This is a genomic window from Streptomyces sp. NPDC005794 (assembly GCF_042871445.1).
GTDB lineage: Bacteria > Actinomycetota > Actinomycetes > Streptomycetales > Streptomycetaceae > Streptomyces.
Map to the genome: position 1 here is coordinate 97,771 of NZ_JBIAIN010000023.1, position 26,654 is coordinate 124,424.

A 26,654-nucleotide genomic window follows, 5' to 3' on the forward strand; every position below is an offset into this window, starting at 1 on the left:
GGCAACCCTTTTCCTGGCGGTGGCGACCTATGAGCGCAACACACTGACCCCACCCCCTAGGAAACGGGACCGAACGAGCATGAGTGAACGAGCGCACACGCACAGGCGCAGGCCCGGCAAGCGCCGTATGGCCGCCGCCCTGACCGCGGCCCTGGGTCTCACCGGCGCCGCTCTGGCCACCAATGTGATGCTGCAGCCCGCCGGGGCGGCGGCTGCCGCCGTGCCCGCGTGGCCCAGTGCCACCGGCACCAAGGCCGTCTCGAAGACCATCGCGGTCTCGGGGACGTACGACGGATCCCTGAAGCGCTTCTACGGGAGCGGCGACCTCGGCGGGGACGGTCAGGACGAGGGCCAGGACCCGATCTTCAAGCTGGCCGACGGAGCGACGCTCAAGAACGTCATCCTGGGCTCGCCCGCCGCCGACGGCGTGCACTGCTCCGGCAGTTGCACGATCCAGAACGTCTGGTGGGAGGACGTCGGCGAGGACGCCGCGTCCTTCAAGGGCACGTCGACCGGCTCCGTCTACACGGTGCACGGCGGCGGCGCCAAGAAGGCCTCCGACAAGGTCTTCCAGTTCAACGGCGCGGGCAAGCTGGTCATCACGAAGTTCCAGGTCGCGGACTTCGGCAAGCTCGTCCGGTCCTGCGGCAACTGCTCCAAGCAGTACAAGCGCGACATCATCGTGAACGACGTCGACATCACGGCGCCGGGCAAGTCCCTGGTCGGCATCAACACCAACTACGGGGACACCGCGGCGCTGCGTTCGGTGCGGATCCACGGTGACAGCAGCAAGAAGATCAAGCCGTGCATCCGCTACACCGGCAACAACACCGGCGCCGAGCCGAAGGAGACGGGCAGCGGTCCGGACGGCACGTACTGCCGCTACACCGCGTCCGACCTCAGCTACGACTAGGACTGTCCGGCAGATCATGTGCCTCCCGGCCGGTTGTTCGCCGGCCGGGCACGGGCCGGGATCTGACGAACCGCGAGCGGTCGCTTCCCGGTGGCCATGACGATCACTCCTCCGAGCAGGGGTGAGAGGGCGCGCCGAAACCTGGGGAGGTCGAGGCGCGCCCTTCCGGTTCGTGAGACGGGTAGCCGGAAGCCCGGGGCCGGTCGGCACGCGACTCCGCTCATCGGGACAGGACACCTGGAGCGGTTCCCCGGGCGGACGACGGACGTGACGAGGACGCAGAACGGGTGAATACCGCCGCGCCCGGTCTCCCAGGGCTTCGGCCGCCCGGACGGAGGCGATACTGATCGTGACAGTCGCCTCGGCACCGAACCAGCTCCGGATGCGCGCCGGGCCGGGGGACGCATCTTTGCCGATGCCTCCGAGGGGAGCCGTTCATGACCACGGCGAAAGACCTGTTCATCATCACCATGGACCCGGGGCCGGAGCACGCCGTGGGGCAGGGTGACCTGTCCCTCGCACTCGCGGGAGCCGAGCTGATCGATCTCATCGGTGCGGGGGCCGTCACCGTGGACGGCGACCGTATCGTGCCGGGCGAGTCGCCGGCGCCGGACGATCGGCTCCTCGGCGAGGCCGCGGCACAGCTCACTCGGCAACCGCCTCACGAGCGGATCGAGGACTGGCTGTGGCGCCGGGGCCGGGACCTCGCGGCCGCGTACCAGGCCGCGTTGGAGGAGGACGGCGAGCTGACGCGGAAGCGAACCGGCCGGTCGCCCTTCGGCTCGGAACGCGTGGAACCGGTCGATACGCCCGGCCGCCGCCGGGCAGCCGATCGCCGGGAGGAGAAGGAACCCGTCCTGACCGCCCTCGCCTCGGTCGTGGGCGTCGACGGCGGGCGATCCGACGACGAGTCCGACCTCGATGACGAGGCGGTGACGACCGTGGTGGCCGTCGTCCACGACGCGGTGATGGAGCTGGAGGCCGTACGCCAGAGGCGGACCATCGAGAACGCGGCCTACGCCAACCTCTGGCGAGGCCTGTGAGCCGGGGCCGAGGCCGACGGCACGGGTGAGCCGACGCCCGGCCGTCGGGCGGGGCCGGCCACGTGCGTGGGAACGCTGGAGTCCGCGCGGCAGCCGCCGGATCAGGCGTGCGCCGGTTCCCGTTCCGATTCGGCGGCCGCTCCGGCGGTGGAGGGCGTACCCCGCCAGTAACCGCAGAAGTAGATCTGCTGCTTGTCGACACCTCGCTCGTTCACCAGGTAACGCCGCACGGACGTGGCCAGGGTGGACTCGCCGGCCACCCAGACGTACGGCGTACCGGGCGGGAAGGGCAGGGCGCGCAGCGCCTCCACCGTGCGGGAACCGGGGGAGCCCGAGCGGTACAGCCAGGTCGCCTCACCGGCCAGGTCCAGCACGTCCTGCTCATCCTTGACTTCGAGCAAGGTGTGCACGGGGGTGCGGGCGCCTTCGAGCATGGAGGCGATCGCGGGCAGAGCCGTCTCGTCGCCGATCAGCAGCTGCCAGTCCGCGTCACCGGCCTGATACCGGGCACCATCACTGAGGATGCCGATCCGGTCGCCGGGCTCGGCCGTGCCGGCCCAGGCGGACGCCGGACCGCTGTCCCCGTGCAGCGCGAAGTCGATGTCGAGCCGGCGGCGGACGTGATCGATCCGGCGAACCGTGTAGTTGCGGACCACGGGGCGCCGTTCTTCCGGCATCGCCTGCAGTTCGGTCCACCAGTCGGAGCCGGTCGGCAGCTGCAGGTCATCGCTGACCGGGAGGAACAGCCGCACCAGGTGGTCGGGGCCCGCGTAGTGGAAATCACCCACGCCGTCCCCGGCCAGCGTGATCCGGACCATGCGCGCCGTGAGCCGGCGCACCCCGACGACACTCGCGAACATGGGCCTCTGCGGTGGCACTTGGCGGGCTGCGAGCGATTGCGGCATCGAAGAACCACTCCTGAACGAGAGACACCGTTAGGTTAGGTTTAGCTTACTTGTACAGGTATCCGAATGCCACACCGGCGGCCACAGCCGCTGAACGCACCTCTCGGGCCGCGGCCGGGTCCACCGTTCGCACACACACCTTTTTCCGGCCACTTTCATGACAGGGGCATGATAAGTGCAGGGTGAAGGGCATACATCTGAGGCCCCGGGAGAACCTGCGACCAGCCACCCGCTGACGCAGCCTCCTGCCCCGCTCTCGGTTCCGATCTGAGCCGAGTCCCGCACGAGTGAAGGGACAGCAATGCCGCACTCCTTATGGCTGAAGGCAGCCGGCACCGCCGCCGCGGTCACCCTGGCCGCAGCAACAGCGGCGCACGCCGCGCCCGCACCGGAGCCGGCCGCGACGCAGAACGCGGCAGCGGTAGTGACACTCCGCTACGACGACAGCCGAGCAGCCGGCTGGGAAGCGGCGATCACCGCCGGAGTCGCCTCGTGGAACCAGAACGTCGGCAACGTCAAGCTGGTCGAAGCCACACCTGGCACCCGGGCCGAGATCCAGATCGTCGCCACCAGCGGCTGGCCGCAGGCGACACTCGGGCCGGTGCGCCCGGGCGGCCAGGTGCGCGTCGAACTCGGCAGCCAGGCGGTATCTCAAGGCCATGACAAGACCCGCATCGCCGCGCACGAGATCGGGCACAGCTTGGGCCTGCCCGACACCAAGCCCGGCCCGTGCTCCCAGCTGATGTCAGGGTCGAGCGCAGGCACCAGTTGCAGGAACGCGGTCCCGGACACGGCCGAACAGGCCCGTGTCGAGTCCGCCTACGCCAACGGCCTGGCCTCGCTCACTCCGGCCGACGGCCGCACCTTGGTGGACGCGCCTTAGAGGTCGCGCGGATAGGTGGGACAACCACCGCGTGAGGTGCCCGACGCACTCCGTACGGTCGGGCACCTCGCGCATGAGCAGGCAGGGCTCACGTGTCGGGGCGACGTCGAGGCTCCGCGTCAGGCCCGGCCGACCGCCGAGTCGTCAAGAGCCTTGATCCCGGGCGAGCCACGTGTCCAGCCAGGCGTACACCTCGTCCTGCATGGCCACCGTGAACGCGTGGCCGATCTCCGGCCAGACGGTGGTGGTGAGCCGGTCGCCCGCTCCCTGCGACTCCCAGACCGCGCGCAGCTTCGCGTACGCCGACTCCACCCCGGCCGCCGTGAACAGGTGGTCCCGGCCGCCCGCGTGGAAGAGGGCGGGCTTCGGGGCGGCGAGGGACGCCACGTCCGGGATGTCGAGGTGGCGGTGCAGCCCGGGGTGCAGCATGAAGTACGCGGACTGGCCGCGCAGCGTGTTGTTGCCCGGGACCATCATCTCCTTGAGCCCCGTCATCCAGCAGACGGCCGCCGCCGCCCGGACGCCGTCGCACAGGGCGGACAGCTGCCAGGCGCGGTAGGCGCCCATGGAGAATCCCAGCGCGCCGACGCGCCGTTCGTCCACCTCGGGCAGTGACGCGAGGAAGGCCACGGCCCGGATGTCCTCGTGGGCGGCGAGGCCGGCCGGGGACGTGCCCAGCTGGAGGAGGTTGGCGGCCAGGGCCTGCTGGTCCTCGTAGGCCAGCGGTCCTCTGTCGCCCCAGCCCAGGGTGTCCACGGCGAGCACGGCGTAGCCACGGGCGGCCAGGTCGTCGCCGATGAACCGGCCGTCGTAGTGCCGCCGGGCCCACGCGGTCGCGCGTGCGAGGCGGTCAGGGGCCGAACGGGGCCGAACGGCCTTCTCACGGCCGATGGTGAACTCGGCCCCGTGGTCGTGCAGGATCAGCACCGCGGGGAAGGGCCCCGTCCCGTGCGGCACCAGCAGCGAGCCGCGGGCCCGCCCGTAACGGCTGAGGGCGAACTCCACGGTGCGCGCGGTGTACCGGCCCGCCTCGCACGCGTCGACGGTCACCGGGTCGAACGGCTCGGGGCCGGGGTCCGGCGGCTGCAGCAGCGACTCCCCGACCACGGCGCGCGCCTCGGCACGCCAGGCCGGGAAGTCACGGGTCGCGGACCTCTCCCAGGAGAGCGGGAAGGTGAGTTCGTCCCTCAGCCGCTCGTAGAAGGCGGGGAGTACCCGCTGGGTGATCCCCAGGGTCATGCGTCGGGGCGCCAGTCGCCCAGGAAGCCGGCCGGGGTGTGCGCGCGGGCCTCGGACGCCGTCAGCTGCGGACGGTCGGCGGGGACCGTGACGCGCGCGCCGGGACCGGTGTTGCGGTACTCGGCGAAGCGCTGGTCCTGCCAGGGGAAGCCCGAGGACATCGTGCCGTACGGCGTGACCGCGTCGATGCCCGCGCCGAGGTGGCTGTCGCGGACGGTCAGCATCGGGTGGGCGGTGAGGTCCGACGAGGGCACCCAGGGGCGGGCCAGCTTGTAGTACGCGTCGGGGGCGGTGCTGGTGATCCGGGAGCGCAGGACCAGGTAGCCGCGCGGGTTGGCTCCGGCGGTGCTGGGCGCGAAGACGAAGCCGTACGGGGCCGAGGCCAGGTCGGTGCGGGTCAGGGTGCGGAAGTGGCAGCGGTCGTAGACGGCGGTGGCGCGGCCGAAGACGAAGTCGACGTCTCCCTCGACGTAGCAGTCGCGGTAGTACTGGCGGGCGAAGGCGGTGAGGGCGAGGGAGTCGGCGTACAGGGTGTCCTGGTGGCCGAGGAAGTGGCAGCCGTAGAACGCGGACCGGTCGCCCTGCACCTTGATCGCGACGGCCTGGGTGCCGGTGTACTCCGGATTGTCGGAGCGCAGCCAGTCGTTGGCGAAGGTCACGTCGCGGGCGGTGAAGCCCGCGGCCTGGACGGTGACGGTGGCCGAGCCGCTCGTGCCGTAGGTGCCTGACCCGTCGGGCTTGGGCGTACCGGCCGCGTTGTCGTGGACGACGACGGTGTCGCGGGGGTCGCCGCTCGCGCCGATCAGTGTGAGCTCCGCCCGGGCGGCGGTGACCAGGACCGTGCCCCGGTAGGTGCCGGGGGCGAGCACCAGGGTACGGCCGGTGCCGGATGCCGCGTCGACGGCGGACTGTACGTCGGTGTGGTCGCCCCTGCCGTGCGGGTCGACGTACAGCGTCAGTGCGTCGAGGCGCCGGGACGGCGAACCGTAACGGCCGAACGGGCGGGGGTGCGTGGGCCTGGCGTGTGCGGCGGGCGTGCCGAGGGCGAGGGCGGCGCCGGCACCCGCGAGCAGGGTCAGCGCACTGCGTCTGCTGGGCATGGCGGTACTCCTTCTACGGGGTGGTGGGCCGGAGCGGCGCTCTCCGGGGTGGTGGAGAGCGTGCGGTGCCGCTCCGGCCGGTTCGGGTGGCCTCAGCAGCCAGGGGCCTTGCCGGCTCCCGCCTTGCGGTCCACCAGGCCGGGGACGGCGCGCGGGCTGTCGGTCTTCGTGCGGAGCGTCGGGGTCCAGCCGGCGCCCTCGGTGAGCTGCTCGGCGGGCACGCCCGCGTTGTGCACGGCGATCAGGTCGGTCTTCCGCCCGTTGACGTAGTTGTTCTCCGCCGTGAGGGAGGACTCGGACCACTTCTTGAGGATGGTCGCCTTGTCGAAGCCGGCGGGCACGGTGAAGGCGTTGTGCTCCGCGACGAGCGCGGACTCGGCGCCGATGCCGTAGGTGTAGCCGTAGGCGGCGCCCTCGGTGGCGACGAAGTGGTTGTTGTACGAGTCGACCTGGCCGAAGCGGACGCGCGGCGCGCGCTCCTTCACGTCCTGGAAGAGGTTGTGGTGCAGCGTCACGCGGAGCTTGCCCCGGTCGCTCGCCCCGGCGCCGTCGCTGTTGCCGATGAGCATGGTCTTGTCGTGGTCCTTGAGGACGTTCCACGACACGGTGACGAGGTCGGCGCCGCGCACGATGTCGAAGAGGCCGTCGTGCTGCTGGTACACCCGCCCGAAGTAGTGGGGCTGGTCGGCGTCGGGGCGGTCCCCGTCGCTGAAGGTGTTGTGGTCGACCCAGACGTGGCTGGATCCGTAGACGACGAGGTTGTCGTACTCGGAGTTCCAGGCGCCGTTGTCACCGTCGGTGGGGTCCCACTGCGGGAAGCAGTCGTAGGTGTCCTCGAAGGAGATGTTGCGGACGATGACGTTGGAGACGTTCTTCACCTGGAGGCTGGCACCGATGATCGTGGCGTCCTCGCCTACGCCGACGAGCGTGGTGTTGGACGGGACGTTCACGTTGACCGCGGCCGCCTGCAGCTTCGCGGACGCGGCGCGGGCGTCCTCCAGTGGGCCCGCCGGAACCTCGTCCCTGCCCCAGACGGCCGGGTCGTAGGCGGCGAGGTACTTCTCCAGGGTGTAGCCGTCCCGCTGGTACGCCTCGCAGCCGATCGGGGTGCCGGCGGCGTCGGAGTTGCCGTGGACGGTGCCGTCGATCCGGATGATCTTCGGCGCGTCGCCCGCCTCCTCGAAGGCGGCGATGAGCTCGGCACGGTCGCTCACGGTGTAGACGTGGTCGGGGGTGGCCCCGGCGCCGCCCGTGGTGGAGCCCTCGGCGGCGGCCCAGCCGTCGCCCGCCGGCAGTACCTCGCGCTCGATTCCCTTGCGGTGGTGGGCGGCGGCCTGGGCGGGGAGGGTCACGGCGAGGGCCAGCGAGGCACAGCCCATCACGACGGCGATGGCGCGGACATGTCTCATGCGTGCGGGCATGGCGAATCCTTAACTGTCGTACGCGGGAAACAGGGAGAGGAGAACCTGGCGAACGGGGAGAGCAGGACCTGGTGAACGGGGCGGGCGCGGATCAGGCCTGCGGCCAGGTGATCCACGAGCCGGGCACCGGCTCGTCGAGACGGCGCAGCTCGCGCGGGGCGAGCACGCGCTCGTCCAGCAGCGCGCGGGCGGTCATGCGGGCCACGTCGACGGCGCCGTCGGGCCGGAAGTGGGTGTTGTCCTGCTTGCCGTCGGGATAGTTCGGCGACTCGCCGGGCTCCAGCCAGTTGAAGTACGCCTCGGTCCCGTCCGGTCCGAGTTCCTGCCAGCGCGCGAGGGAGAGTGCCTGGACGTCGAGCAGGGTCACGCCCTCCTCGGCTGCCAGGGCGCGCATCGCGGCGGGGTACTCCCCGTGGGTGGGCTTCGCGGTGCCGTCCTCGGCGAAGCGGCGGCGCTCGACCGGGGTGATCAGCACGGGCTCCGCGTGCCGGTCACGGGCGCCCTTGATGTACTGACGCAGGTATTCCTGGTAGGTGGTGTACGGGTCGGTACCGCGGGCGGGGTCCTCGGTCTTCTCGTCGTTGTGCCCGAACTGGATGAGGACGGCATCGCCCGCGCGGACGCCGTCCAGGAGGACGGTGAGACGGCCCTCGTCGATGAAGCTCTTCGAACTCCGGCCGTTCACCGCGTGGTTGGTGACACCGAGCGCACGGCCGAGGAAGAAGGGCAGGGCCATGCCCCAACCGGTCTCGGGTGCGGCGGCGGCGTACTTCCGGGCCGCTGTGGAGTCGCCCGCGATGTGGAGTGTCCGGGGCCGGGGCTTTCCCCCGCCCCCGCTGCCGTGTGCGAGCGCGGGGGTGGCACTGAGGGCGAGGGGCAGCGCGAGGAGCGCGGCTGCCGTCTGTCTACGGGTGAGTGACACAGGATGACTGCCTCTCTCGGAGGACAAACGTGAGGTGGTGCGTAGAAGAGGGACCGGCGGCGGGGTGCGACCCGGACCGCCGCCGGACCCCCGGTCAATGGGGGTGGGACCGGGGTGGGACGGCCGGGGTCAGCCGTTGCCCAGTTCCTTCCACTCCTTCTGGGACGCGTTCAGCTCTTCGGCCATCTTGTCCAGGAAGTCCTTGGCCGTGACCTTGCCGAGGAGCAGCTTCTGGAACTCCGGCTCGTTGTCGGCCTTGCTGATGTTGTTCCAGTCGGGCAGGTAGTACGGCAGGTCGACGATCTTGGTGGAACCGTCGGTGAGGGTCTTCGCGGCGAGCGCGGTGGGCTCCGTCTCGTTGATCCACGGGTCCTTGGCCGCGTCGGTGTTGGCCGGGATGGCGCCCGCGGACTCGTTCCACTTGCTGTTGGACTCGTGCGAGGCCGCGAACTCGATGAACTTCCAGGCCGCGTTCTTGTTCTTGCTGGAGCGGAACAGGCCGAGACCGTCGACGGGGTTGGAGACCTGGACGCGGGTGCCGCCCTCCCCGATGGGGGCGGGTATCCCGGCGAACTTGTCCTCACCCAGCGCCTTCAGGTGGTCCTGGTAGGAGCCCAGGTTGTGGCTGAGCATCCCGATGGTGCCGGTGTCCCACTGGGCGACCATCTTGGTGAAGTCGTTGTTGACGTCGGCGGCCGGCGTCGTCTTCTTGAACAGGGCGGCGTACTTCTCCAGCGCCGCGACGTTCTTCGGGTCGTTCAGGGTCGTCTCCTCGCCGTCCCAGAACTCCGTGATGCCGGTCTGGCCGTAGATCGCGTCCAGGGCCTGGGCGATGGAGCCGGCGCCGCCGCGGATCGTGTAGCCGAACTTGTTGTTCTTCGCGTCGGTGAGCTTGTCGGCGGCCTCGTAGAACTTGGGCCAGGTGGTGGGCGCCTCCAGCTTCGCCGCGTCGAACAGGTCGGTGCGGTACCAGAGCGCACCGTTGTTCGCGGAGGTCGGCACGGCGTACACGTCGTCGCCACGGCCGGCCGCGGATCTGACGCTCTCGACCATGTTCTCGACGAGTTTGCCCTTCAGCTCCGACTTCTCCAGTCGGCCGCTGACCGACTCCAGGGCTTCCTGGGACACGATGTTGGCCAGGTACGCGGTGCCGACGCCGCCCACGTCGGGCAGGCCGCCGCCCGCGATCGCCGTGTCGTACTTCGACTGGACGTCCGCGATCGGGATCGGGACGTACTTGACCTTGATCTCTGGGTTCTTCTTCTCGAAGTCCTTGATGATCTCGGTCCAGATGGCGGTGCGTGGACCACCGTTGTTGTCCCAGAAGGTGATCTCGCCCTTCCCGCTGCCCTCCGTGCCTGAGCTGCTGCCGTCGTCCCCGCAGCCGGTGGCCGCGAGCGCCAGGACCGCGGTGAGGGACACCGCGGTCGCGGTACGCCCCCGGAGCGTCTTCGAGATGTTCATGTCGGCTCTTCTCTCTCGGATCTGTACGCGTAGTGGGGGGAGGTCAGTGGTGTGTGCCGTGCGGCGCGGCGCCGATGTACTTCTGCGGGCCCGCGTCCCGGGTCACCAGCTTCGGTACGTCGGCGGCGCGGTCGAGGGTGTAGGAGTAGAAGTGACGCGGTTCGAAGGCGGTGCCCCAGGTGTCGGTACGGCCCGTGGTGTTCTCCAGGATCGATCCGCGCTGGACCAGCTCTGCCGTGGCGTCGGCCTGGTAGGGGTGCTGGACGTCCCGGTAGTAGCTGTTCTCGATCACCATCTTCGTGGCGCCGCGCGCCCAGTTCCCGTACGTCCACAGCGGGTCCCCGTCCGCCACCTGCGCGGAGAGGTAGTTGTTGTAGAGGTGGGCGTAGGCGCAGTTGTCGGCGGACGGGTTGCGCTGCTTGGTGCCGCTGAACCAGTTGTGGTCGATCGTGATCTGTGTGGTGACGTTCTCGGTCCAGCCGATGCCGAGCGCCTTGTTGTGGTTGTCGAAGTGGTTGTACGACACGGTGATGTACTGGCTGTCCTTGCGGATGTCGAGCAGCCCGTCGCCCATGTGTGTCAGCCGGTTGTGGTCGATCCAGACATGGTCGGCCGAGTCCATCTGGATCGCGTCGAAGTCGCTGGTCTTCCCGTCCCAGTCACCCTCGACGTAGGAGTCGCGGATGGTGAGGTTGCGGATGATGACGTTGCTGGTGCCCGGGTTGAGGTGGAGCTCGCCGTGGACGATCTCGCCCGTGTCGCCCGCCCCGACGATGGTCTTGTCCGAGGCGACGTCGATGTCGGCGCCGAAGGGTTCGACGGCGATGGAGCCGGCCACCCGGATGACGTAGGGCTCCTCCGCACCGGCGTACTTCTCCAGGCCCGCCTGGTCGGTGACCGTGACCACCTCACCGCCACGGCCCCCGGTGGTGCCGCCCGCCAGCGAGGCGAAGCCGTGCGGTGTGCCGGGGCGTCCGCCGCCGTGGTGTGCGGCGGGCTGCGCCCCGGTGGCGGCCGATGCCCCGCCCGGGGCGGTGGGCAGGAGAAAGGCGGCCGCGAGGGCGATCGCCGTGAACAGTGTTCTCGCTCTGGTGCGCTCGGTACGGAGGTGCGTCATTGCGGCTCCCATACAGCGGTGCGGGTCAGGTCCTGCGTGGTCTTCCGGTGGTGCGGAATGCGGTGAAACCGGCTGTTCCGGAGGGCCCGTTGCCGGCCGGTGCGGTGGCGAAGAGTCCCAGCAGCGCGCCGACCCAGCGCCAGGGGGTGGCGGCGAAGACCTGGCCGGAGGCCCGGAAACCGGCCCCGTCGCCGGTGTCGGCGTAGAAGCGGCAGCGGGCGCCCCGGGTGACCTCGATCCGGACGCGGGCGGAGGCCCCGGGGGCGGGGCGGGGGTGTTCGGCGTCCCGCTCGTGCTCGGCGACGGTCTCGGCGTACCGGTGCACGAGCCGGGTCCTCCCGTCGGGCCCGGCCTCCAGACCGATCCACGAGAAGGCGTCGCCGAGGACGGCGAGCCCGGCCTTTGCCCCCGGTTCGTCGGTGGCGAGCGTGATGCCCACCTCGACGGTGAACTCCTCGGCGGGCAGCCGCTGCACCAGGACGTTGGGCAGGGCGCGCAGATCATGCGCGTACGCGGTCCGTACGCAGCTGAGCCGCAGCCCGTCGCCGGCGTGGCCGACCGTCCAGCCCGGCCGGGGGTTGGCCGTCCACTGCCACTGGCGGCCGTGGCGCCCGCCGGGGAAGTCGTCGCTGGAGGCCGGGGCCTCGACGGCCTGCTCCGGGGCCTCGGGCCTGCGGTGCGTGAGGACGGGTTCGCCCTCGTCGCCGATGACCGGCCAGCCGCCGTCCCAGCGCATCGGCTGGAGGTGGACGACGCGGCCGTACGCCCCACGGGCCTGGAAGTGCAGGAACCAGTCCTCACCGGCGGCCGTCCGGACCCAGCCGCCCTGGTGGGGTCCGTTGACCTCGGTGCTGCCCTGGGCGAGGACGACCCGCTGTTCGTAGGGGCCGTCGAACGTCCGCGAGCGGAAGGCGCCCTGCCAGCCGGTCTCCACTCCCCCGGCCGGGGCGAAGATCCAGAAGTAGCCGTCGTGCCGGTAGAGCTTGGGGCCTTCGAGGGTGAACCAGCCCGGGATCGTGTCGGCGTCGATCAGGGTCGTGCCCTCGTCGAGGAGTTCACGTCCGTCGGGGCTCATCCGGTGGCCGGTGAGCCGGTTCTTGATGCCGGAGCGGGACTTCGCCCAGGCGTGCACCAGGTAGGCCTCCCCGGTCTCCTCGTCCCACAGGGGACAGGCGTCGATCAGGCCCTTGCCCGACTTGACGAGGTGCGGGGCGCTCCAGGGGCCGCGGATGTCCTCGGCGTTGATCTGCTGGATGCCGTGGTCGGGGTCGCCCCAGAAGATCCAGAAGCGTCCGGCGTGGTGGCGCAGCGAGGGCGCCCACACCCCGCAGTCGTGGCGGGGCACGGCGAAGTCGGCGTCCGGGCCGAGCCGTTCGAGGGCGTGGCCGACGAGCGTCCAGTTGACGAGGTCGCGGGAGTGCAGCAGGGGCAGTCCGGGGACGCGGCCGAAGCTGGACGCGGTGAGGTAGTAGTCGTCGCCGACGCGCACGACGTCCGGGTCGGACCAGTCGGCGTTCAGGACCGGGTTGCGGTAGGTGCCGTCCCCGAGGTCGGCTGTCCAGGGCATCGTCATGCGGAGACCGCCTTGCGGACGTGGGCGGCCGCGGCGGCCCGGTCGAGGCGTCCGTCGGCGACGACGGTGACGACCCTGCGTACGACGGTGGCTCCGGCGGCGACGGGAAGCCTGCGGTCCGCGGCGAGGGAGGAGCCGACGCCCGGGTATTCGGTGGTCCGTACGAACCACGGGTCGCGCCGGGTCTCGTCGGTCGCGCCGGCGAAGACGAGCGTCCAGCCGTCCCCGGCGAGGGCGAGCCAGTCGGCGGTCCTGCCGTGCACGGCCTCCTCACCGTCGAGCGTTCCGCTGAACACGGCGGGCGGGGCGCTCTCCTTGGGGGCACGCCAGAAGAAGCCGCCGTATCCGGCGCCGGGGCGGCCGTTGGTGGCGGGGCTGCCGATGGAGAGGTCCGTTCCGCCTCGGTTGGTGAGGGAGAAGGAGAGGTCCAGCGCCCAGGCGGTGTCGGAGAGTTCGGCCGCGGCGACGGTGCGGTGCTCGCGCAGCAGCTCGGCGCCGTCGGCCTCCCAGCTGAGCTCCTCCACGAAACCGTCCGGGTCGCGGAGCTTCCAGCCGAGGTGGCGCTGGACCCCGTGGTTGTCGAGCTCGGTGGGCCCCTGGTCGCGGACGTAGGTGCGCCCGCCCCAGAAGTTGTGTCCGGACACGTCGGGCACCGCGACGGAGGCGCCCAGGTGGTGGATGTGGTCGGCGGGGCGCTCCTCCGTGACGAGGGTGCCGGCGAGGGTGGTGACGGGGTGGAGGTAGGGCCGGCCGCCCGTCTCCGGCCCGTAGACGTAGCGGCCGACGGGGCGTCCGGCGCAGCTGAGGAGTGCGGTGGTCATGGTGTGCTCACCTCGCTGGGTCGCGCCCAGGAGGCGCCTAGTTCGGAGTAGAGGCTGAGGGTGTCGGCAGCGGCGGCGACCGTGCCGTCGATGCCGCGGACGATGCGCCGCACACCGTCGCCCTGGTCGGCGGGCCGGGTGTGCCAGACGGTGGCGGGCAGTGCGGTGGGCTCGGGGGCGGTGCGTACGGCTTCGAGGACCCGCATGAACGCGCCGGTGCGCTCCGGCGGTACGAGGAGCGCGGTGCCGTGCTCCAGGTGGTCGACGAGGTTCTCCAGGAGGTCGGTCCGCCCGTGCACGGCCTCCTCGGGGCCGTGCCCGGCGCGCTGGACGAGGACCCGGTCCTGCTTGTACCAGAAGGTGATGCGGCCGCGGTCGCCGTGGACGATCACGTACGGCTCGCCCGCCTCCTCCGCGCAGAGGGTGACGGCGACGGTCACCGGCAGCCCGCCGGTGGTGGTGACGCGGACGCAGCTGGTGTCGTCGGACTCGATGTCGTGGGCCCGGAACAGCTCGGTCTCGATGGACGCGACGTCCTCGGCCGTTCCCCGGCCGGCCAGTTCCAGTGCCGTGGCGACGGCGTGGGCCAGTGGGTTGGTGAGTACCCCGTCGACCACGTCGGTCCCGCCCATCCTGCGGCGTCCGGCCCACGGCGCCCGCCGGAAGTAGACGTCGTCGCGGACCCAGGCACCGGCGGCGCCGATGCCCCGTACGGTGCCGATCGCTCCGGAGCGGACGAGGTCCTTGATGGCCGGCACGGCGTGCGAGCCGAAGGACTGGAAGCCGACCTGGCAGGCGATGCCCGCCTCCCGTACGCCTTCGGCCATCCGGGCGTAGTCGGCCCAGGTCGCGGCGGGCGGCTTCTCCAGGAGGAGGTGGACGCCCCGGGCCGCTGCCGTCAGGGCCAGCGTGGTGTGCGTCGGGATGGGAGTGCAGATGATGGCGGCGCGCGCGCCGGTGGAGTCCAGGAGAGCCCCGAAGTCGGCGGACTGCTCGGGCATCTCGCCGGCGAACATCTCGAGTTCACCGTCGGTCAGCGGGTTCAGTTCACAGATCCCGGCCAGTCTGACGAGGCCCTGGTTCTGGAGGCGGCGGAGGTTGGCGAGGTGCCAGCGGCCGTGACCGCGGGCGCCGGCCAGGACGACGGGCAGCGGTGTCGTGCTCATCCGGCCCTCCCCGCTCCGGCCTCGCGGGCGACCTCGGCGGCGGCCTTCTCGGCGCTGTCGACGGGGCCGTGCAGGGCGGGGGTCCAGCCGGTGTCGGCGGCCAGGTCGGTCTCGCTGCCCGAGTTGTAGGCGTTGTAGAGGGGGACCAGGTCGACGGGGAAGCCGTTGAACACGGTGCCGCGCTGGGTGAGGGCGCTGCCGTTCCAGCTCTTCAGCAGGTCGGCGGCCTCGACGTGGCCGGGGGTCTCGAACGCGTTGTTCTCGGCCACGATCCGGGACTCGGTGGAGATGCCGAGGGAGTAGCGGTAGTCGCCGTCCTCGGGAACGACGTAACGGTTGTTGTAGAGGTGGACCTGGCCGAAGCGGACCCGGGGCGCACGCTGCACGACGGAGTGGAACTCGTTGTGGTGCAGGGTGACGCGGAGCTTGCCCCGGTCGCTGGTCACGCCGTCGCCGTTACCGATGAGCATCGCCTTGTCGTGGTCGGTGAAACGGCTCCAGGAGACGGTGACGAGGTCGGAGCCGTTGGTGATGTCGAGGAGCCCGTCGTGGCGCAGGTAGTTGCGCCCGAAGTAGGTGGGCTCCCGGTCGTCCGGGTGGCCCTTGTCGCTCGCGGTGACGTGGTCGATCCAGACGTGGGTGGCGCCGCGCAGCCACAGCGTGTCGTACGCGGTCTTCCAGTCGCCGAGGCCACCGGTGTTGGGCTGCCAGGCGGGGAAGCAGTCGTAGGCGTCGCGGAGTTCGAGGTTACGGATGATGACGTTCTCGGCGTCCTTGACCTGGAGGCTCGCGCCCTTGAGCACGGCGCCCGTGCCGCTGCCGACGATCGTGGTGTTCGATCCGACGAGCAGTTCGACCCGTTCGGCCTGTCGGGCGGCGGACGCCTTGCGGGCGTCCTCCTGCGGTCCGGCCGGCTTGGCGCCGCCCCAGGTACGGGGGTCGTAGGCGGCCAGGTAGGCATCGAGCTCGTAGCCGTCGGTGGCGTAGTCGGCGCAGTCCAGCCGCCGCCCCCGGTCGTCGGTGTTGGCGTCGATCGTGCCCGCCACCCGGATGATCTTGGGGACGGAGCTGCCGCCGTCGAGCGCCGCGACGAGCTGGGCCCGGTTGCGCACGGTGAGGACGTGGTCCTCGTCCGCGGCCGAGCCTCCGGTCGTTCCCGCGCCTTCCGCGGCCCAGCCGTCGTTGTCGGCGAGCACCTCCCGGCCGAGATCGCGGCCGAGGTCCCCGCCGGGCGCGGTGGCCGGCTCCGGTGCCGTGTCCGGCGACGCGGTGGCCGCTCGGGCGCCCGGCTGGAGGGCCAGGCTGCCCAGCAGCAGGGCGAGTGCGGCGGCGGCGCGGCGCGTCGTGCGGGGGCGGAGCTTCCAGGTCATGTGCGTCATCCCTTCACGGCGCCGGCGCTGAAGCCGGTGATGAGCCACTTCTGGATGAAGGCGAAGACGATCACCACGGGCACGGCGGCGATGACACCGCCCGCGGCCAGCGCCCCCAGGTCGACGCTGTCGGCGCCGATCAGGGTGTTGAGGCCGACCGGGATCGTCTGCTTGTCCTGTTCGCTGAGGAACATCAGGGCGAACAGGAAGTGGTTCCAGCTGTGGACGAAGGCGAACGACCCGACCGCGATCAGCCCGGGACGCAGCAGCGGCAGGACGACTGCGCAGAAGGCCTTGAAGCGCGAGCAGCCGTCCACCCAGGCGGCCTCTTCGAGGGAGACCGGCACGTTCTTGATGAAGCCGCTGATCAGGATGATCGACAGGGGGAGCTGGAAGACCGTCTCCGCGATGACGACGCTCCCGAGGGAGTTGATCATCTGGAGGTTCTTGAAGATCTCGAAGAGCGGCACGAGCATCAGCGCGCCCGGGATGAACTGCGAGCAGAGCAGCGCCAGCATGAAGGCGCCCTTGATCTTGAAGTCGAACCGGGCCAGGGCGTAGCCGCCGGCCAGCGCGACGAGGGTCGTGGCGATCAGCGTCGCGACGCCGACGATCATGCTGTTCTGGAAGAAGAGCGCGAAGCTGCGCTCGTTCCAGACCTTGGAGAAGTGGTCCCCCGTCATGGGCCAGGGCACCAGCGAGGTGGAGCCGGCGGGCCGTACGGCGAAGAGGAACATCCAGTAGAACGGGATGAGCGTGAAGAGCAGATAGATGCCGAGCGGCACGTAGATCTGCCAGCGCGGTACGTCGTCGAAGGCGCGCTCACGCTTGGTGCGGCGGTGCGAGGAAGGCGGCGGGAGGTCGTTGCCCTTGGACAGTCCCGGCGTGCGGGCGTCCTTCTTCTCCACGAGTGCGGCAGTCACTTGTTGTCGCCTCCGAACTTACTCAGGCGCAGATAGACGATCGAGCAGAAGAGGAGGATCACGAAGGCGACGGTGGTGAGCGCGGAGGCGTATCCGAAGTCGTGGCCCTCGATGCCTGTATTGGCGACGTAGAGGGGCAGGGTGGTGGTCTCACCCGCGGGTCCGCCGCCGGTGAGGGTGTAGAGCAGGTCGACGTTGTTGAACTCCCAGACCCCGCGCAGCAGGGTGGCCAGGATGATCGCGTCGCGCAGGTGCGGGAGCGTGATGTGGAAGAACTGCCGCATCCGGCCCGCGCCGTCCACCGACGCCGCCTCGTACAGCTCCTTGGAGACGGACTGCAGGTCGGCGAGGATGAGGATGGCGAAGAAGGGGACTCCGCGCCAGAGTTCGGAGATGGTCGCCGCCCAGAACACGGTCCCGGTGTCGGAGAGGACCGAGGTGCCGTACTCACCGATCCCGGCGTCCGCGAGGTAGCGGCTGAAGCCGGTCGAGGAGTTGTAGAGCAGGATCCAGATGGTGCTGGTCAGCACCCCGGAGACGGCCCAGGGCGAGAAGACCATGGCGCGGGATATGCCGCGGCCGATGAAGGTCTGGTTGACGATCAGCGCGAGGGCGAGGCCGAGCGCCAGCTGCAGGGTCACCTGGGTGAAGACCCACTGGGCGCTGAAGCCGAGCGTCGGCCAGAACTGCTCGTCCTCGGTGAAGATCCTGGTGAAGTTGTCGAAGCCGGCGAAGCCGTTCCGCCACGGCTTGGTGACGTTGTAGTTCTGCAGGCTGTAATAGAAGACGCTGACCACCGGATAGGCGATGAAGCCCAGCATCAGCAGGCCCGCGGGTGCGATCAGCAGATACGGCAGGCGGCGGGGGGTGGCCGAGCGGCGCTTGGACGCCTTCCCCTTGGGGGGCGGTGTGGCCACGGCTGCGGATTGGGCCATGACGCGTCTCCGATCTCTGGAAAGTGCTGGATGTGCCGTTCTTTCGGTGCATGATGCAAGCGCTTACCGCATGCCGTTCGGTATCCCGGACGAGGCGTTGCGCGGAATTCTCTTCTCCCGGTTCAGCCCGCGTAGGGGTCGGGAACTTCTCCCTGCCGTGCCAGGAAAGCGAAGTCGCATCCGGTGTCGGCCTGGGTGATCTGGTCCTGGTAGAGCGCCCCGTAACCGCGCCCGTAGCGGGCGGGCGGCTCGGTCCAGCCGGACCTGCGGAGCTCCAGTTCCTCATCGGACACGTCGAGGTGGAGCAGCCGTGCCTCGACGTCCAGCGTGATCAGGTCACCGGTGCGGACCAGGGCGAGGGGCCCGCCGACGAAGGACTCGGGTGCGATGTGCAGGACACAGGCCCCGTAACTGGTGCCGCTCATCCGGGCGTCGGAGAGCCGCACCATGTCCCGTACGCCCTGCTTCAGCAGGTAGTCCGGGATCGGCAGCATGCCGTACTCGGGCATGCCGGGGCCGCCCTTGGGGCCGGCGTTACGGAGCACCAGCACATGGTCCGGGGTGAGGGCCAGGGCCGGGTCGTTGATGGTGCGCTGCATCTCCTTGTAGTCGTCGAAGACGACCGCGGGTCCGGTGTGACGCAGCAGGTGCGGCTCGGCGGCGATGTGCTTGATGACCGCGCCGTCCGGGCAGAGGTTGCCGCGCAGGACGGCCACACCACCCTCCTCCGCCAGCGGGTTGTCGCGCTCCCGGATGACGTCGGTGTTGTGGACGAGCGCCCCGTCGAGCTGTTCGCGCATCGTGCCGTGCGCGACGGTGGGACGGTCCAGGTGGAGTACGTCGGTGAGCTGGGCCAGGAACCCGGGCAGCCCTCCGGCGAAGTGGAAGTCCTCCATCAGGTACTTCCCGCCGGGGCGGAGGTTGGCGAGGACGGGCACGGTGCGCGCGATGCGGTCGAAGTCGTCCAGGGTGAGCTTCACCCCGGAGCGGCCGGCCATCGCGATCAGGTGGATGACGGCGTTGGTGGAGCCGCCGAGTGCGAGCACGGTGGCGACCGCGTCCTCGTAGGCGTCCGCCGTGAGGATCTGCGACAGCTTCAGCTGTCGCCACACCAGCTCGACGATCCGGATCCCGGACTGTGCCGCCATCCGGTCGTGACCGGAGTCCACGGCCGGGATGGACGAGGCACCCGGCACCGTGACGCCCAGCGCCTCGGCGGCGGCCGTCAGGGTCGAGGCGGTGCCCATCGTCATGCAGTGGCCCGGCGAGCGGGCGAGCCCGTTCTCCAGCTCGGCCATCTCGCAGTCGCCGATCAGGCCGGCCCGCTTGTCGTCCCAGTACTTCCACATGTCCGTGCCGGAGCCCAGGACCTCGTTGCGCCAGTGACCCGGCAGCATCGGCCCGGCGGGCACGAAGACCGTCGGCAGGTCGACGGACGCGGCGCCCATCAGCAGCGCGGGGGTGGACTTGTCGCAGCCGCCCAGCAGAACGGCTCCGTCGACGGGGTAGGAGCGCAGCAGCTCCTCCGTCTCCATCGCCAGCATGTTCCGGTAGAGCATCGGGGTCGGCTTCTGGAAGGTCTCCGAGAGCGTGGAGACCGGGAACTCGAGCGGGAAGCCGCCCGCCTGCCAGACGCCCCGCTTGACCGCCTGCGCACGGTCGCGCAGATGGACGTGGCAGGGGTTGATGTCGGACCAGGTGTTGAGGATCGCGATGACCGGCTTGCCCAGGTGCTCCTCGGGGAGGTAGCCGAGCTGCCGGGTGCGGGCCCGGTGACTGAACGAGCGGAGCCCGTCGGTGCCCCACCACTGGTGACTGCGCAGCTCCTCGGGAGCGACGCGGCGGCCTTCCGTACCGGTGCCGGTCATACGGACCACCCCGCGATCAGGCCGGCGACCTCGGCGCGCTGCTCCTCGGGGAGGGCCCGGCTCGGCGCGCGCACGTCGCGACGGCAGAGCCCGAGCGAGGCCAGGGCCTCCTTGACGACCGTCACGTTGTTGGCGGACTGCCGCTCGGCGCGCAGGTCCTCGAAGCGGCGGATCTGCTCCCAGACCTTCATCGCCGCGAGGTAGTCACCCGCCCGCAGCGCCTCCAGCATGGCGAGCGAGACACCGGGGGCGATGTTGACGAGTCCGGAGGTGAAGCCGGTGGCGCCGGTGGCGAAGTAGGAGGGGGCGTAGAGCTCGGCGAGCCCCGCGACCCATACGAACCGCTCCAGGCCGGCGTCCCGGGCGAACGCGCCGAAGCGGGCGGCGTCCGGGACGGCGTACTTCACGCCGATGACGTTGGGACAGGCGTCGGCGAGCTCGGCGAGCCGCTCACCGGCGAGCAGCGGGTTACGGACGTAGGGGACGACCCCGAGCTCGGGGACGGCCTCGGCGACGGCCCTGTTGTAGTCGATCCAGCCGTCCTGCGAGACGTAGGGGTGCACCGGCTGATGCACCATGACCATCTCGGCGCCGGCGTCCCTGGCGTGCTCGGCGGAGGCCACGGCGGTCGGCACGTCGTGGCCGACACCCACCAGGACGGTGGCGCGGCCGTTCGCCTCCTCGATGGTGAGCTCGGTGACGGTGCGCCGCTCGTCGGGGGTGAGCGCGTAGAACTCACCGGTGTTGCCGTTGGGGGTGACGATGCGGACGCCACCGTCGAGCAGCCGCCGCAGCAGCGCGCGGTGGGCCGGGATGTCGATGCTCCCGTCCTCGGCGAACGGGGTCACCGGGATCGCCACAACGTCTGCGAGGGCCGCCTTCAGCGGGGAGAGGTCCATGCGGACTGGCCTTTCGTCGAGGTGCTGGTGATCCGTTTCCAGCTGATGGTTCACGCCGCGCCACCCCCGTCTTCGTCGTCGGGGAAGGCACGGCGTACGAACGATGCGATGTGGTCGTGCAGAGCGCCTACGGCAGCCGTCGCGTCGTCGGAGAGGGCGAGCCGCAGGATCTCGCGGTGCTCGGCCGCCTCACGCTCCCAGGACGGGTTCGCCGACCAGGCCACGGTCGACACGAGTGCGGCCTGGTCACGGATCTCGTCGAGCATCCGGGCGAGCAGCGGGTTGCCGCAGGGGAGGTAGAGGGCCCGGTGGAAGTCCCGGTTGGCGAGCGATCTGCCCGCCTGGTCGATCGCCGAGTCGGCCCGCTCCAGGGCCTCCTGGGCCGCTTCCAGCGAGACCTTGCGGGTGATGGAGCGGCGCAGTGCCTCCGGCTCGAGGAGCAGGCGCACGTCGTACACCTCCCGGGCCATGGTCGCGTCGACGAGCCGGACGGTGGCGCCCTTGTACTGGCTCATGACCACGAGCCCGGTGCCGGCGAGCGTCTTCAGCGCCTCGCGTACGGGTGTCTTCGACACCCCGAACTGCGCGGCGAGTTCGGTCTCCACGAGCGCCTGCCCCGGCCTCAGCTGCGCGGTGAGGATCGCGTGCTTGATCGCCTCCAGCACGTACTGGGTCCTGGACGGAATCGGGGCAGGCGCAAAGGTCATGGGTGAAGAGCTCTCACATCTCGCGTATCGCGTCTCATATATGACGTACGAAGTACGACGCGATGAAGCTAGAGCGGTGGGAATGTTTCGTCAACGCTTCTGGCAAAAGAAGTTCCGTGAACACGGAACCGGGGAGGGCTCCACGCGGCCCGGCACACTCGGGCGCGAACGGCGCAGGCCCCCGGCGACATGCCGGGGACCTGCGCTCGAACAGCCGTGGACGCGCTCCGGGATCAGCCGCCGACGGCCGAGAGGGCGCCGGCGACGGTGCTCAGGTCCGGCCCGGAGGCCAGCCCCGCGTGGTACAGGCGCAGCTCGTTCGCGCCGAGCGAGGCCGCGTGCGCGGCGTCCCGCTCCAACGTGCCGGGGCTGCCGCCCATACCGCTCACCACGTTGAAATTGGCCGCCAGCACGCCGGAGAGCCCCTCGAACGGCCCGAGCACCGCCTCGCGTGCGGCGTCGCCGCCGGTGCAGGGCAGCACGACACCGTCCGCCGTGGACAGGATGTGGGCGGCGTCCACCCCCACGTTGGCGCCGGTGCGGTAGGGGGCGGGATCGGCGTGCAGCAGGACCTGGAAGTCCCGCCCCCGCGCCGCGGCCCGTACGGCGGCGACAGCGGCCTCCTGGAGGCCCCTGGCGACCTGCCCGCGCCATCGCAGGGTGGCGTCGGCGAGGCCGGCGCCCAGGAGCTTCTCCACACCGTCCCAGCCCCGCTCGCCGGAGCCGGAGCCGGCCCAGACCGGTTCCAGGGCACGGCGCACGGCGGCACGCAGTTCCCCGGCGTCCAGCCCCACGGAGGCGTAACCGGCCTCGCAGTCGGCGCAGAAGCAGAGGGACATCAGATACTGCGCCGCGTCCCCGAGGGCGACCCCGGAGGTCTTGTCGTGGGCGTGCAGATGCGCGAAGCCGTACCAGCCGAGCGACTCCAGCTCGGTGCCCGACGCCCCGGGGCGGACGGCCGCCTCCGCCGCCAGGTCCACCAGATACGCCTGGACTGCGGGCTGCGCGACGCACGGCGCCCAGGGGTAGCGGTCGCCGTAGGCGTTGACCACGGAGGTGTCCGGATGCTCCGCACCCATGCGGGAGTTGTGCGCGAGGACCACCCAGGAGTGCACCTGGAGGCCCACGGCCGCCAGGGCCTCGGCCGCCTCGGCGTACGGGTCCTCCCCCACCACCCAGGACTGCGCGTAGGGGCGCAGCGCACGCCCCGCCCAGCGTGTGGCGTCCGACGGGTAGAGCACCGCCGCGTGCTCGGCGGTGACGATCCGCCGGTCCGGGTGGCGGGGGGTCAGGGCCCGGGTGGAGTGATAGGCGGAGGCGAGCGTCACCTGCTGGACGCCGAGGCCGGCGAGGCGGCCGGCGGCATCCGGGTCCCCCACGACGTCCCAGGGGTACAGGAAGGCCGAGGTCTTCACTTCACCTCCTCCGTGCGGTGCTTCTCCAGCAGCGTACGGCCGTTCGCGATGATCGCGGTCAGTTCCGCGATGTGCGCGGGCGGGAGGTCGGTGAGCGGGGTGCGCACCGGGCCGACGTCCAGGCCTTCGAGCCGGACGGCCGCCTTCACGAGCGCCACCGCGTAACCGCGGCCCTTCGCCCGCAGTTCGACGAGCGGCCGGTAGAAGTGGTCGAGCAGTGCGTTGACCAGGTCGTCGTCGCCGGATTCCAGCGCCCCGTAGAAGGCCAGGGCGATGTCGGGGGCGAAGGCGAAGACGGCCGAGGAGTAGAGCGTGACACCGATGCCCCGGTAGGCGAGCCCGGTGAGCTCGGCGGTGGGCAGCCCGTTGAAGTACAGGAACTCCTCGCCGGGCAGTCCGGTGCGTACGGCGCTGACGATGCGCTGCATCAGGTCGAGGTCGCCGTGGCCGTCCTTGAGGCCGATGATCCCGGGGGTCCGGGCCAGGGCGACGACGGTCTCCGGGGTGAAGATCGCGTTGTCCCGCTGGTAGACGACCGTCTCCAGGGAGGTGGCGGCGGCGAGGGCGGCGTAGTGGGCCAGCAGCCCCTCCTGGCCGGCGACGACGAGGTAGGGCGGCATGGCGAGGAGCCCGTCCGCTCCCGCCTCCTCGGCGAGCTTCGCGTACTGGATCGCGAGCGCCGTGCCGTAGCCGGCGCCGGCGACGACGGGTACCTGCCCCGCGGTCTCCTCGACGGCCGCCCGGACGACGAGCTGGAACTCCTCCGGGGACAGGGCGTGGAACTCGCCCGTGCCGCAGCAGGCGAAGACGGCCGCGGCTCCGGCGTCGACGCCCGCGCGCACGTGCGCGCGGAAGACGTCGAGATCGACGGCGCCGTCCGGCCCGTAGGCGGTGACGGGGAAGAAGAGCGGCCCGGCGACATCGGTGAGTCGGGCGGCAAGAGGGGCTGAGGTCACGGGCGCTCCCTGAGCGGATTCAGGCGTGCACAATTATGATCGACGTCCATATTCATGAACGCTGCCACGCTAAGGCAGCCGCGCGGCACCGGTCAAGCCATGAACGTCCAACCCGAGGCGGACCGGTCGACAGCGAGCGGCACTTGACGCGGTCCGTCGCGAGTTCTTAGCTTGTCCACGCATGTGAATGCCGTCCCTGAAGCTGCCTCAACGGGCGGTCGCGTGACATCCGCGTGCCGCTCGTACGCGCCTTCCGTACGCCCGGTCCCCCGCAGCACAGCACCGCACCGCACCGTCCGCACACGCCGCGCCCTGCGCCCGCACCGAGGAGATCCCCGTATGCCAGCTCCCCGCACCGTCCTTCTCACCGGCGCCGCCGGCGGTCTCGGCACCCTGATGCGGGGGCTGCTTCCCGCGTACGGCTACGACCTCCGGCTCTTCGACGTCGCCCCCGTCGAGGGCGAACCGGACGCCGTCATCGCCGACCTCGGCGACAAGGCCGCGCTGCGGGAAGCGATGCGGGGCGTGGACGCGGTGATCCACCTCGCCGGCATCTCCCTCGAGGCCTCGTTCGACAAGATCCTGCGCTCCAACATCGAGGGCACCTACAACCTCTACGAGGCCGCGCGCGAAGAGGGCGTCGGGCGTGTCGTGTTCGCCTCCTCCAACCACGCCATCGGCTACACCCCTCGCCCGCTCGCCGGTGACCCGCTGATCCCCGTCGACACCCCCCGCCGGCCCGACACCTTCTACGGCCTGTCGAAGTCCTTCGGTGAGGACCTCGCGCAGTTCTACTGGGACAAGCACGGCGTGGAGACCGTCTCCGTGCGCATCGGCTCCTGCTTCAAGGAGCCGACGTCGGTACGGATGCTGTCCGTCTGGATGAGCCCCGGGGACGGCGCGCGCCTCTTCCACGCGGCCCTCACCGCCGAGGACGTGCGCCACACCGTGGTCTACGGCTCCTCCGACAACACCCGCCTGTGGTGGGACCTGACGACGGCCCGCTCCCTCGGCTACGACCCGCAGGACGACTCCGAGCAGTACGCCGACAAGCTCGTCGCCGAGCACGGCGAACTGGACCCGGAGAATCCCGACCACGCCCACCTCGGCGGCCACTTCGTCACGAACCCGCCGATCTGGCCCTACTGAGCCCTCGCGCCCCGTCCCGGAATCCGGGTGACGCCGCACGGAGTTTCCTGGCCGAAGTGACCTCCGGCGACGCCCGGCTGGTCAAGGCGCGCTGGACGGGCGCGTACCGGCACGACAACGAGCGCACCGCACGCGACCACCCCCGCAACCGGGCCCGTGGCGGGCGCTGAGCCGCACGGAGCAAGCCCGCGAAGGTAAGGGAACGGCAAAGCGGGGTCGTTCGTTACCCCGTGCATGACCGCAATGACCCCCGGCTCGAACATCCCTCTCTCCGCCGCCCGCGTGGCGGTGGACGTCGCCGCCCCGGTGCGGCTCGACGTCTCGGGCCTGCTGCTCACCGCCGACGGCAAGGTGCGCTCCGACGACGACTTCATCTTCTACAACCAGCCCTCGGGCCCCGGTGTGACCTACCGCTCGGGCGGCGGGTCCGCTCCCGACGCGATCGTGGTGGACACCACGGCGGTCCCCCCGGGCATCGAGAAGATCGTGGTCACGGCGAGCCCCGACGCGGCGGGCCAGACCTTCCAGGGCGTCGAGCCCACCGCCACCGTGCGCAACGCGGACGACGGCAGCGCGCTCGCCACCTTCACCCCGCCGCAGCTGGGCGGTGAGACGGCACTGGTGGTCATCGAGATCTACCTGCGCAACGGCGCCTGGAAGGCCCGCGCGGTCGGCCAGGGCTACGCCAACGGGCTGGCCGGCATCGCCACGGACTTCGGCGTCTCGGTGGAGGAGCCCGCCGCGGCGGCGCCGCCCGCGCCTGTCGCACCGCCCGTCGCCGCACCCGTCGCACCGCCGGCCGCTCCCCCGGCGGTCGCGCCCGTCGACCCCCGGATCGCCCCGCCGGCCCCCGCCGCATCTCCCGCCCCCGCCGCCGGCTCCGGCAAGATCAACCTCGACAAGGGCCGGGTCAGCCTCCAGAAGAACCAGACGGTCTCCCTGGTCAAGGGCGGCAAGCCGCTGCTCTCGCAGGTCAAGATGGGCCTCGGCTGGGAGCCCGCGTTCCGTGGCAAGGACATCGACCTCGACGCCTCGGTGATCGCCTTCGGCCCCAACCGCAATCACCTGGACAGCTGCTACTTCGGCAAGCTCTCCATCCTGAACGGCGCGATCAAGCACTCCGGCGACAATCTCACCGGCGAGGGGGCGGGTGACGACGAGGTGATCGTCGTGGACCTCGGCCGGATCCCCGCTGACGCCACCGGCCTGGTCTTCACGGTCAACTCGTTCACCGGGCAGAAGTTCACCGAGGTCGCCAAGGCCTACTGCCGGCTGATCGACGCGGCCACCGGGGAGGAGCTGGTCCGCTTCGACCTCACCGGCGCGGAGCCGCAGACCGGCGTGATGATGGCCAAGCTGATCAAGCAGTTCTCCGGCGAGTGGGAGATGACCGGCATGGGCGAGTTCGTGAAGTCACGGACCGTCCGCGGCATGGTCAAGCCTGCCGCGAAGGCCCTGTAGCACCACCGCCCGCTCCGGGAACGGCTTCCGGGGCACCCGCGGGTTCTCCCCCTCAGGTGCCCCGGATCCGGAGAGTCTCCGGTGGGACGCTGTGCGTGCTCGTCCGCTCTCTCAGAGCTTGGTCAGCTTGGAGTACGGGCTCAGGATCCTCCCCTGTCGCCCCGAGAAGTCGATGAGCACTGCGTCGTTGTCGCCCTCGACAGCAAGGACTCGGCCGAGTCCGAACTGGTCGTGCGACACCCTGTCGCCCACATCGAAGCATTCGACCGGTGGGGCCGCCTGGGCCGGGCGGTTGAAGGGACTGGAAGGCAGGTGACGCCGGGAACCGGCTGACTGTTTCATTACGGTCGAGTATGCGCCCTGTAAGCGCCCGACGCCATGCCCGGCCACTCCGTAGCGGGCAG

General features: G+C 70.8%; 23 protein-coding genes and 1 pseudogene. 5 read left to right on the forward strand and 19 right to left on the reverse strand.

The genetic code is table 11. From position 1 onward, the window contains the following. Positions 1-79 precede the first annotated feature (79 nt). A complete protein-coding gene (locus ACFYQ5_RS30415; RefSeq protein WP_389202173.1) occupies positions 80-913 on the forward strand; it encodes a pectate lyase in 834 nt (277 codons plus the stop codon). 437 nt (positions 914-1,350) lie between these two features. Further along, entirely contained in the window at positions 1,351-1,956 is a 606-nt protein-coding gene (locus ACFYQ5_RS30420; RefSeq protein WP_389202175.1) for a GPP34 family phosphoprotein, read from the forward strand. 101 nt (positions 1,957-2,057) lie between these two features. Here the strand turns inward: ACFYQ5_RS30420 and ACFYQ5_RS30425 are convergent, their stop codons facing one another. Next, positions 2,058-2,816: a siderophore-interacting protein gene (locus ACFYQ5_RS30425; RefSeq protein WP_389202176.1), complete on the reverse strand. Its 759-nt coding sequence runs from the start codon at positions 2,814-2,816 to the stop codon at positions 2,058-2,060. Positions 2,817-3,162: 346 nt separating this feature from the next. Here ACFYQ5_RS30425 and ACFYQ5_RS30430 point away from each other — a divergent pair, with 346 nt between their 5' ends. Continuing rightward, positions 3,163-3,744 carry a snapalysin family zinc-dependent metalloprotease gene (locus ACFYQ5_RS30430; RefSeq protein ID WP_389202177.1) on the forward strand — a complete coding sequence of 194 codons (582 nt, stop codon included), beginning with the start codon at positions 3,163-3,165 and terminating at the stop codon, positions 3,742-3,744. Between the two features lie 144 nt (positions 3,745-3,888). Here the strand turns inward: ACFYQ5_RS30430 and ACFYQ5_RS30435 are convergent, their stop codons facing one another. The 17 genes and pseudogenes from ACFYQ5_RS30435 to ACFYQ5_RS30515 form a co-directional block, all read right to left on the reverse strand. Further along, entirely contained in the window at positions 3,889-4,983 is a 1,095-nt protein-coding gene (locus ACFYQ5_RS30435) for a dienelactone hydrolase family protein (protein ID WP_389202179.1), read from the reverse strand. Beyond that, positions 4,980-6,083 (reverse strand): pectinesterase family protein, encoded by a 1,104-nt coding sequence (locus ACFYQ5_RS30440; protein ID WP_389202181.1) that lies wholly within the window; start codon positions 6,081-6,083, stop codon positions 4,980-4,982. Before ACFYQ5_RS30440 ends, ACFYQ5_RS30435 begins: the two co-directional genes overlap by 4 nt. A gap of 92 nt (positions 6,084-6,175) precedes the next feature. Continuing rightward, positions 6,176-7,504: a polysaccharide lyase family 1 protein gene (locus ACFYQ5_RS30445; protein ID WP_389202183.1), complete on the reverse strand. Its 1,329-nt coding sequence runs from the start codon at positions 7,502-7,504 to the stop codon at positions 6,176-6,178. A gap of 91 nt (positions 7,505-7,595) precedes the next feature. Further along, positions 7,596-8,426 carry a rhamnogalacturonan acetylesterase gene (locus ACFYQ5_RS30450; RefSeq protein ID WP_389202185.1) on the reverse strand — a complete coding sequence of 277 codons (831 nt, stop codon included), beginning with the start codon at positions 8,424-8,426 and terminating at the stop codon, positions 7,596-7,598. A gap of 129 nt (positions 8,427-8,555) precedes the next feature. Then, on the reverse strand, positions 8,556-9,890 hold the full coding sequence (locus ACFYQ5_RS30455; protein WP_389202187.1) for an ABC transporter substrate-binding protein: 1,335 nt from the start codon (positions 9,888-9,890) through the stop codon (positions 8,556-8,558). A gap of 70 nt (positions 9,891-9,960) precedes the next feature. After that, a pseudogene (locus ACFYQ5_RS30460) lies at positions 9,961-11,007 on the reverse strand (polysaccharide lyase family 1 protein); the annotation flags it as partial. Positions 11,008-11,032: 25 nt separating this feature from the next. Beyond that, positions 11,033-12,580 (reverse strand): family 43 glycosylhydrolase, encoded by a 1,548-nt coding sequence (locus ACFYQ5_RS30465; RefSeq protein ID WP_389202189.1) that lies wholly within the window; start codon positions 12,578-12,580, stop codon positions 11,033-11,035. Next, positions 12,577-13,401: a PmoA family protein gene (locus ACFYQ5_RS30470; RefSeq protein WP_389202191.1), complete on the reverse strand. Its 825-nt coding sequence runs from the start codon at positions 13,399-13,401 to the stop codon at positions 12,577-12,579. The genes ACFYQ5_RS30465 and ACFYQ5_RS30470 overlap by 4 nt, the downstream gene beginning before the upstream one ends. Beyond that, positions 13,398-14,567 (reverse strand): Gfo/Idh/MocA family protein, encoded by a 1,170-nt coding sequence (locus tag ACFYQ5_RS30475; RefSeq protein ID WP_389202193.1) that lies wholly within the window; start codon positions 14,565-14,567, stop codon positions 13,398-13,400. Before ACFYQ5_RS30475 ends, ACFYQ5_RS30470 begins: the two co-directional genes overlap by 4 nt. Beyond that, the gene (locus ACFYQ5_RS30480) at positions 14,564-15,937 is read right to left on the reverse strand and encodes a polysaccharide lyase family 1 protein (protein ID WP_389202195.1); all 1,374 of its coding nucleotides are present in this window, start codon (positions 15,935-15,937) and stop codon (positions 14,564-14,566) included. Before ACFYQ5_RS30480 ends, ACFYQ5_RS30475 begins: the two co-directional genes overlap by 4 nt. A 5-nt stretch (positions 15,938-15,942) precedes the next feature. After that, entirely contained in the window at positions 15,943-16,860 is a 918-nt protein-coding gene (locus ACFYQ5_RS30485; RefSeq protein WP_389202196.1) for a carbohydrate ABC transporter permease, read from the reverse strand. After that, positions 16,857-17,795, reverse strand: a complete 939-nt coding sequence (locus tag ACFYQ5_RS30490; protein ID WP_389202198.1) for a carbohydrate ABC transporter permease — start codon at positions 17,793-17,795, stop codon at positions 16,857-16,859. Before ACFYQ5_RS30490 ends, ACFYQ5_RS30485 begins: the two co-directional genes overlap by 4 nt. A 122-nt stretch (positions 17,796-17,917) precedes the next feature. After that, positions 17,918-19,663 carry an L-arabinonate dehydratase gene (gene araD, locus ACFYQ5_RS30495; protein ID WP_389202199.1) on the reverse strand — a complete coding sequence of 582 codons (1,746 nt, stop codon included), beginning with the start codon at positions 19,661-19,663 and terminating at the stop codon, positions 17,918-17,920. Next, positions 19,660-20,562 (reverse strand): dihydrodipicolinate synthase family protein, encoded by a 903-nt coding sequence (locus tag ACFYQ5_RS30500; RefSeq protein ID WP_389202232.1) that lies wholly within the window; start codon positions 20,560-20,562, stop codon positions 19,660-19,662. The genes araD and ACFYQ5_RS30500 overlap by 4 nt, the downstream gene beginning before the upstream one ends. 50 nt (positions 20,563-20,612) lie before the next feature. After that, entirely contained in the window at positions 20,613-21,269 is a 657-nt protein-coding gene (locus tag ACFYQ5_RS30505; RefSeq protein WP_389202200.1) for a GntR family transcriptional regulator, read from the reverse strand. 233 nt (positions 21,270-21,502) lie between these two features. Beyond that, a complete protein-coding gene (locus tag ACFYQ5_RS30510) occupies positions 21,503-22,684 on the reverse strand; it encodes a hypothetical protein (protein ID WP_389202202.1) in 1,182 nt (393 codons plus the stop codon). Then, positions 22,681-23,640, reverse strand: a complete 960-nt coding sequence (locus ACFYQ5_RS30515) for a 5-dehydro-4-deoxyglucarate dehydratase (protein WP_389202203.1) — start codon at positions 23,638-23,640, stop codon at positions 22,681-22,683. The genes ACFYQ5_RS30510 and ACFYQ5_RS30515 overlap by 4 nt, the downstream gene beginning before the upstream one ends. Positions 23,641-23,979: 339 nt before the next feature. On the opposite strand from ACFYQ5_RS30515, the gene ACFYQ5_RS30520 reads away from it, so the two are divergent. Both ACFYQ5_RS30520 and ACFYQ5_RS30525 read left to right on the forward strand, forming a co-directional pair. Further along, complete coding sequence (locus ACFYQ5_RS30520; RefSeq protein ID WP_389202204.1) at positions 23,980-24,789, forward strand: NAD-dependent epimerase/dehydratase family protein; 810 nt, start codon at positions 23,980-23,982, stop codon at positions 24,787-24,789. Positions 24,790-25,023: 234 nt separating this feature from the next. After that, the gene (locus ACFYQ5_RS30525; RefSeq protein WP_389202206.1) at positions 25,024-26,250 is read left to right on the forward strand and encodes a TerD family protein; all 1,227 of its coding nucleotides are present in this window, start codon (positions 25,024-25,026) and stop codon (positions 26,248-26,250) included. A gap of 111 nt (positions 26,251-26,361) precedes the next feature. On the opposite strand, the gene ACFYQ5_RS30530 is transcribed toward ACFYQ5_RS30525, so the two are convergent. Then, a complete protein-coding gene (locus ACFYQ5_RS30530; protein WP_014156926.1) occupies positions 26,362-26,592 on the reverse strand; it encodes a hypothetical protein in 231 nt (76 codons plus the stop codon). Positions 26,593-26,654 lie beyond the last annotated feature (62 nt).

Bases quoted from the DNA above. Each gene is read 5' to 3' on its own strand.
- ACFYQ5_RS30520 (WP_389202204.1), top strand. From the start codon at position 23,980: ATGCCAGCTCCCCGCACCGTCCTTCTCACCGGCGCCGCCGGCGGTCTC.
- ACFYQ5_RS30465 (WP_389202189.1), bottom strand. From the start codon at position 12,580: ATGACGATGCCCTGGACAGCCGACCTCGGGGACGGCACCTACCGCAAC.
- ACFYQ5_RS30475 (WP_389202193.1), bottom strand. From the start codon at position 14,567: ATGAGCACGACACCGCTGCCCGTCGTCCTGGCCGGCGCCCGCGGTCAC.
- ACFYQ5_RS30435 (WP_389202179.1), bottom strand. From the start codon at position 4,983: ATGACCCTGGGGATCACCCAGCGGGTACTCCCCGCCTTCTACGAGCGG.
- araD (WP_389202199.1), bottom strand. From the start codon at position 19,663: ATGACCGGCACCGGTACGGAAGGCCGCCGCGTCGCTCCCGAGGAGCTG.
- ACFYQ5_RS30480 (WP_389202195.1), bottom strand. From the start codon at position 15,937: ATGACCTGGAAGCTCCGCCCCCGCACGACGCGCCGCGCCGCCGCCGCA.
- ACFYQ5_RS30470 (WP_389202191.1), bottom strand. From the start codon at position 13,401: ATGACCACCGCACTCCTCAGCTGCGCCGGACGCCCCGTCGGCCGCTAC.
- ACFYQ5_RS30420 (WP_389202175.1), top strand. From the start codon at position 1,351: ATGACCACGGCGAAAGACCTGTTCATCATCACCATGGACCCGGGGCCG.
- ACFYQ5_RS30430 (WP_389202177.1), top strand. From the start codon at position 3,163: ATGCCGCACTCCTTATGGCTGAAGGCAGCCGGCACCGCCGCCGCGGTC.
- ACFYQ5_RS30530 (WP_014156926.1), bottom strand. From the start codon at position 26,592: ATGAAACAGTCAGCCGGTTCCCGGCGTCACCTGCCTTCCAGTCCCTTC.
- ACFYQ5_RS30500 (WP_389202232.1), bottom strand. From the start codon at position 20,562: ATGGACCTCTCCCCGCTGAAGGCGGCCCTCGCAGACGTTGTGGCGATC.
- ACFYQ5_RS30415 (WP_389202173.1), top strand. From the start codon at position 80: ATGAGTGAACGAGCGCACACGCACAGGCGCAGGCCCGGCAAGCGCCGT.
- ACFYQ5_RS30490 (WP_389202198.1), bottom strand. From the start codon at position 17,795: ATGGCCCAATCCGCAGCCGTGGCCACACCGCCCCCCAAGGGGAAGGCG.
- ACFYQ5_RS30445 (WP_389202183.1), bottom strand. From the start codon at position 7,504: ATGCCCGCACGCATGAGACATGTCCGCGCCATCGCCGTCGTGATGGGC.
- ACFYQ5_RS30525 (WP_389202206.1), top strand. From the start codon at position 25,024: ATGACCGCAATGACCCCCGGCTCGAACATCCCTCTCTCCGCCGCCCGC.
- ACFYQ5_RS30505 (WP_389202200.1), bottom strand. From the start codon at position 21,269: ATGACCTTTGCGCCTGCCCCGATTCCGTCCAGGACCCAGTACGTGCTG.
- ACFYQ5_RS30425 (WP_389202176.1), bottom strand. From the start codon at position 2,816: ATGTTCGCGAGTGTCGTCGGGGTGCGCCGGCTCACGGCGCGCATGGTC.
- ACFYQ5_RS30455 (WP_389202187.1), bottom strand. From the start codon at position 9,890: ATGAACATCTCGAAGACGCTCCGGGGGCGTACCGCGACCGCGGTGTCC.
- ACFYQ5_RS30440 (WP_389202181.1), bottom strand. From the start codon at position 6,083: ATGCCCAGCAGACGCAGTGCGCTGACCCTGCTCGCGGGTGCCGGCGCC.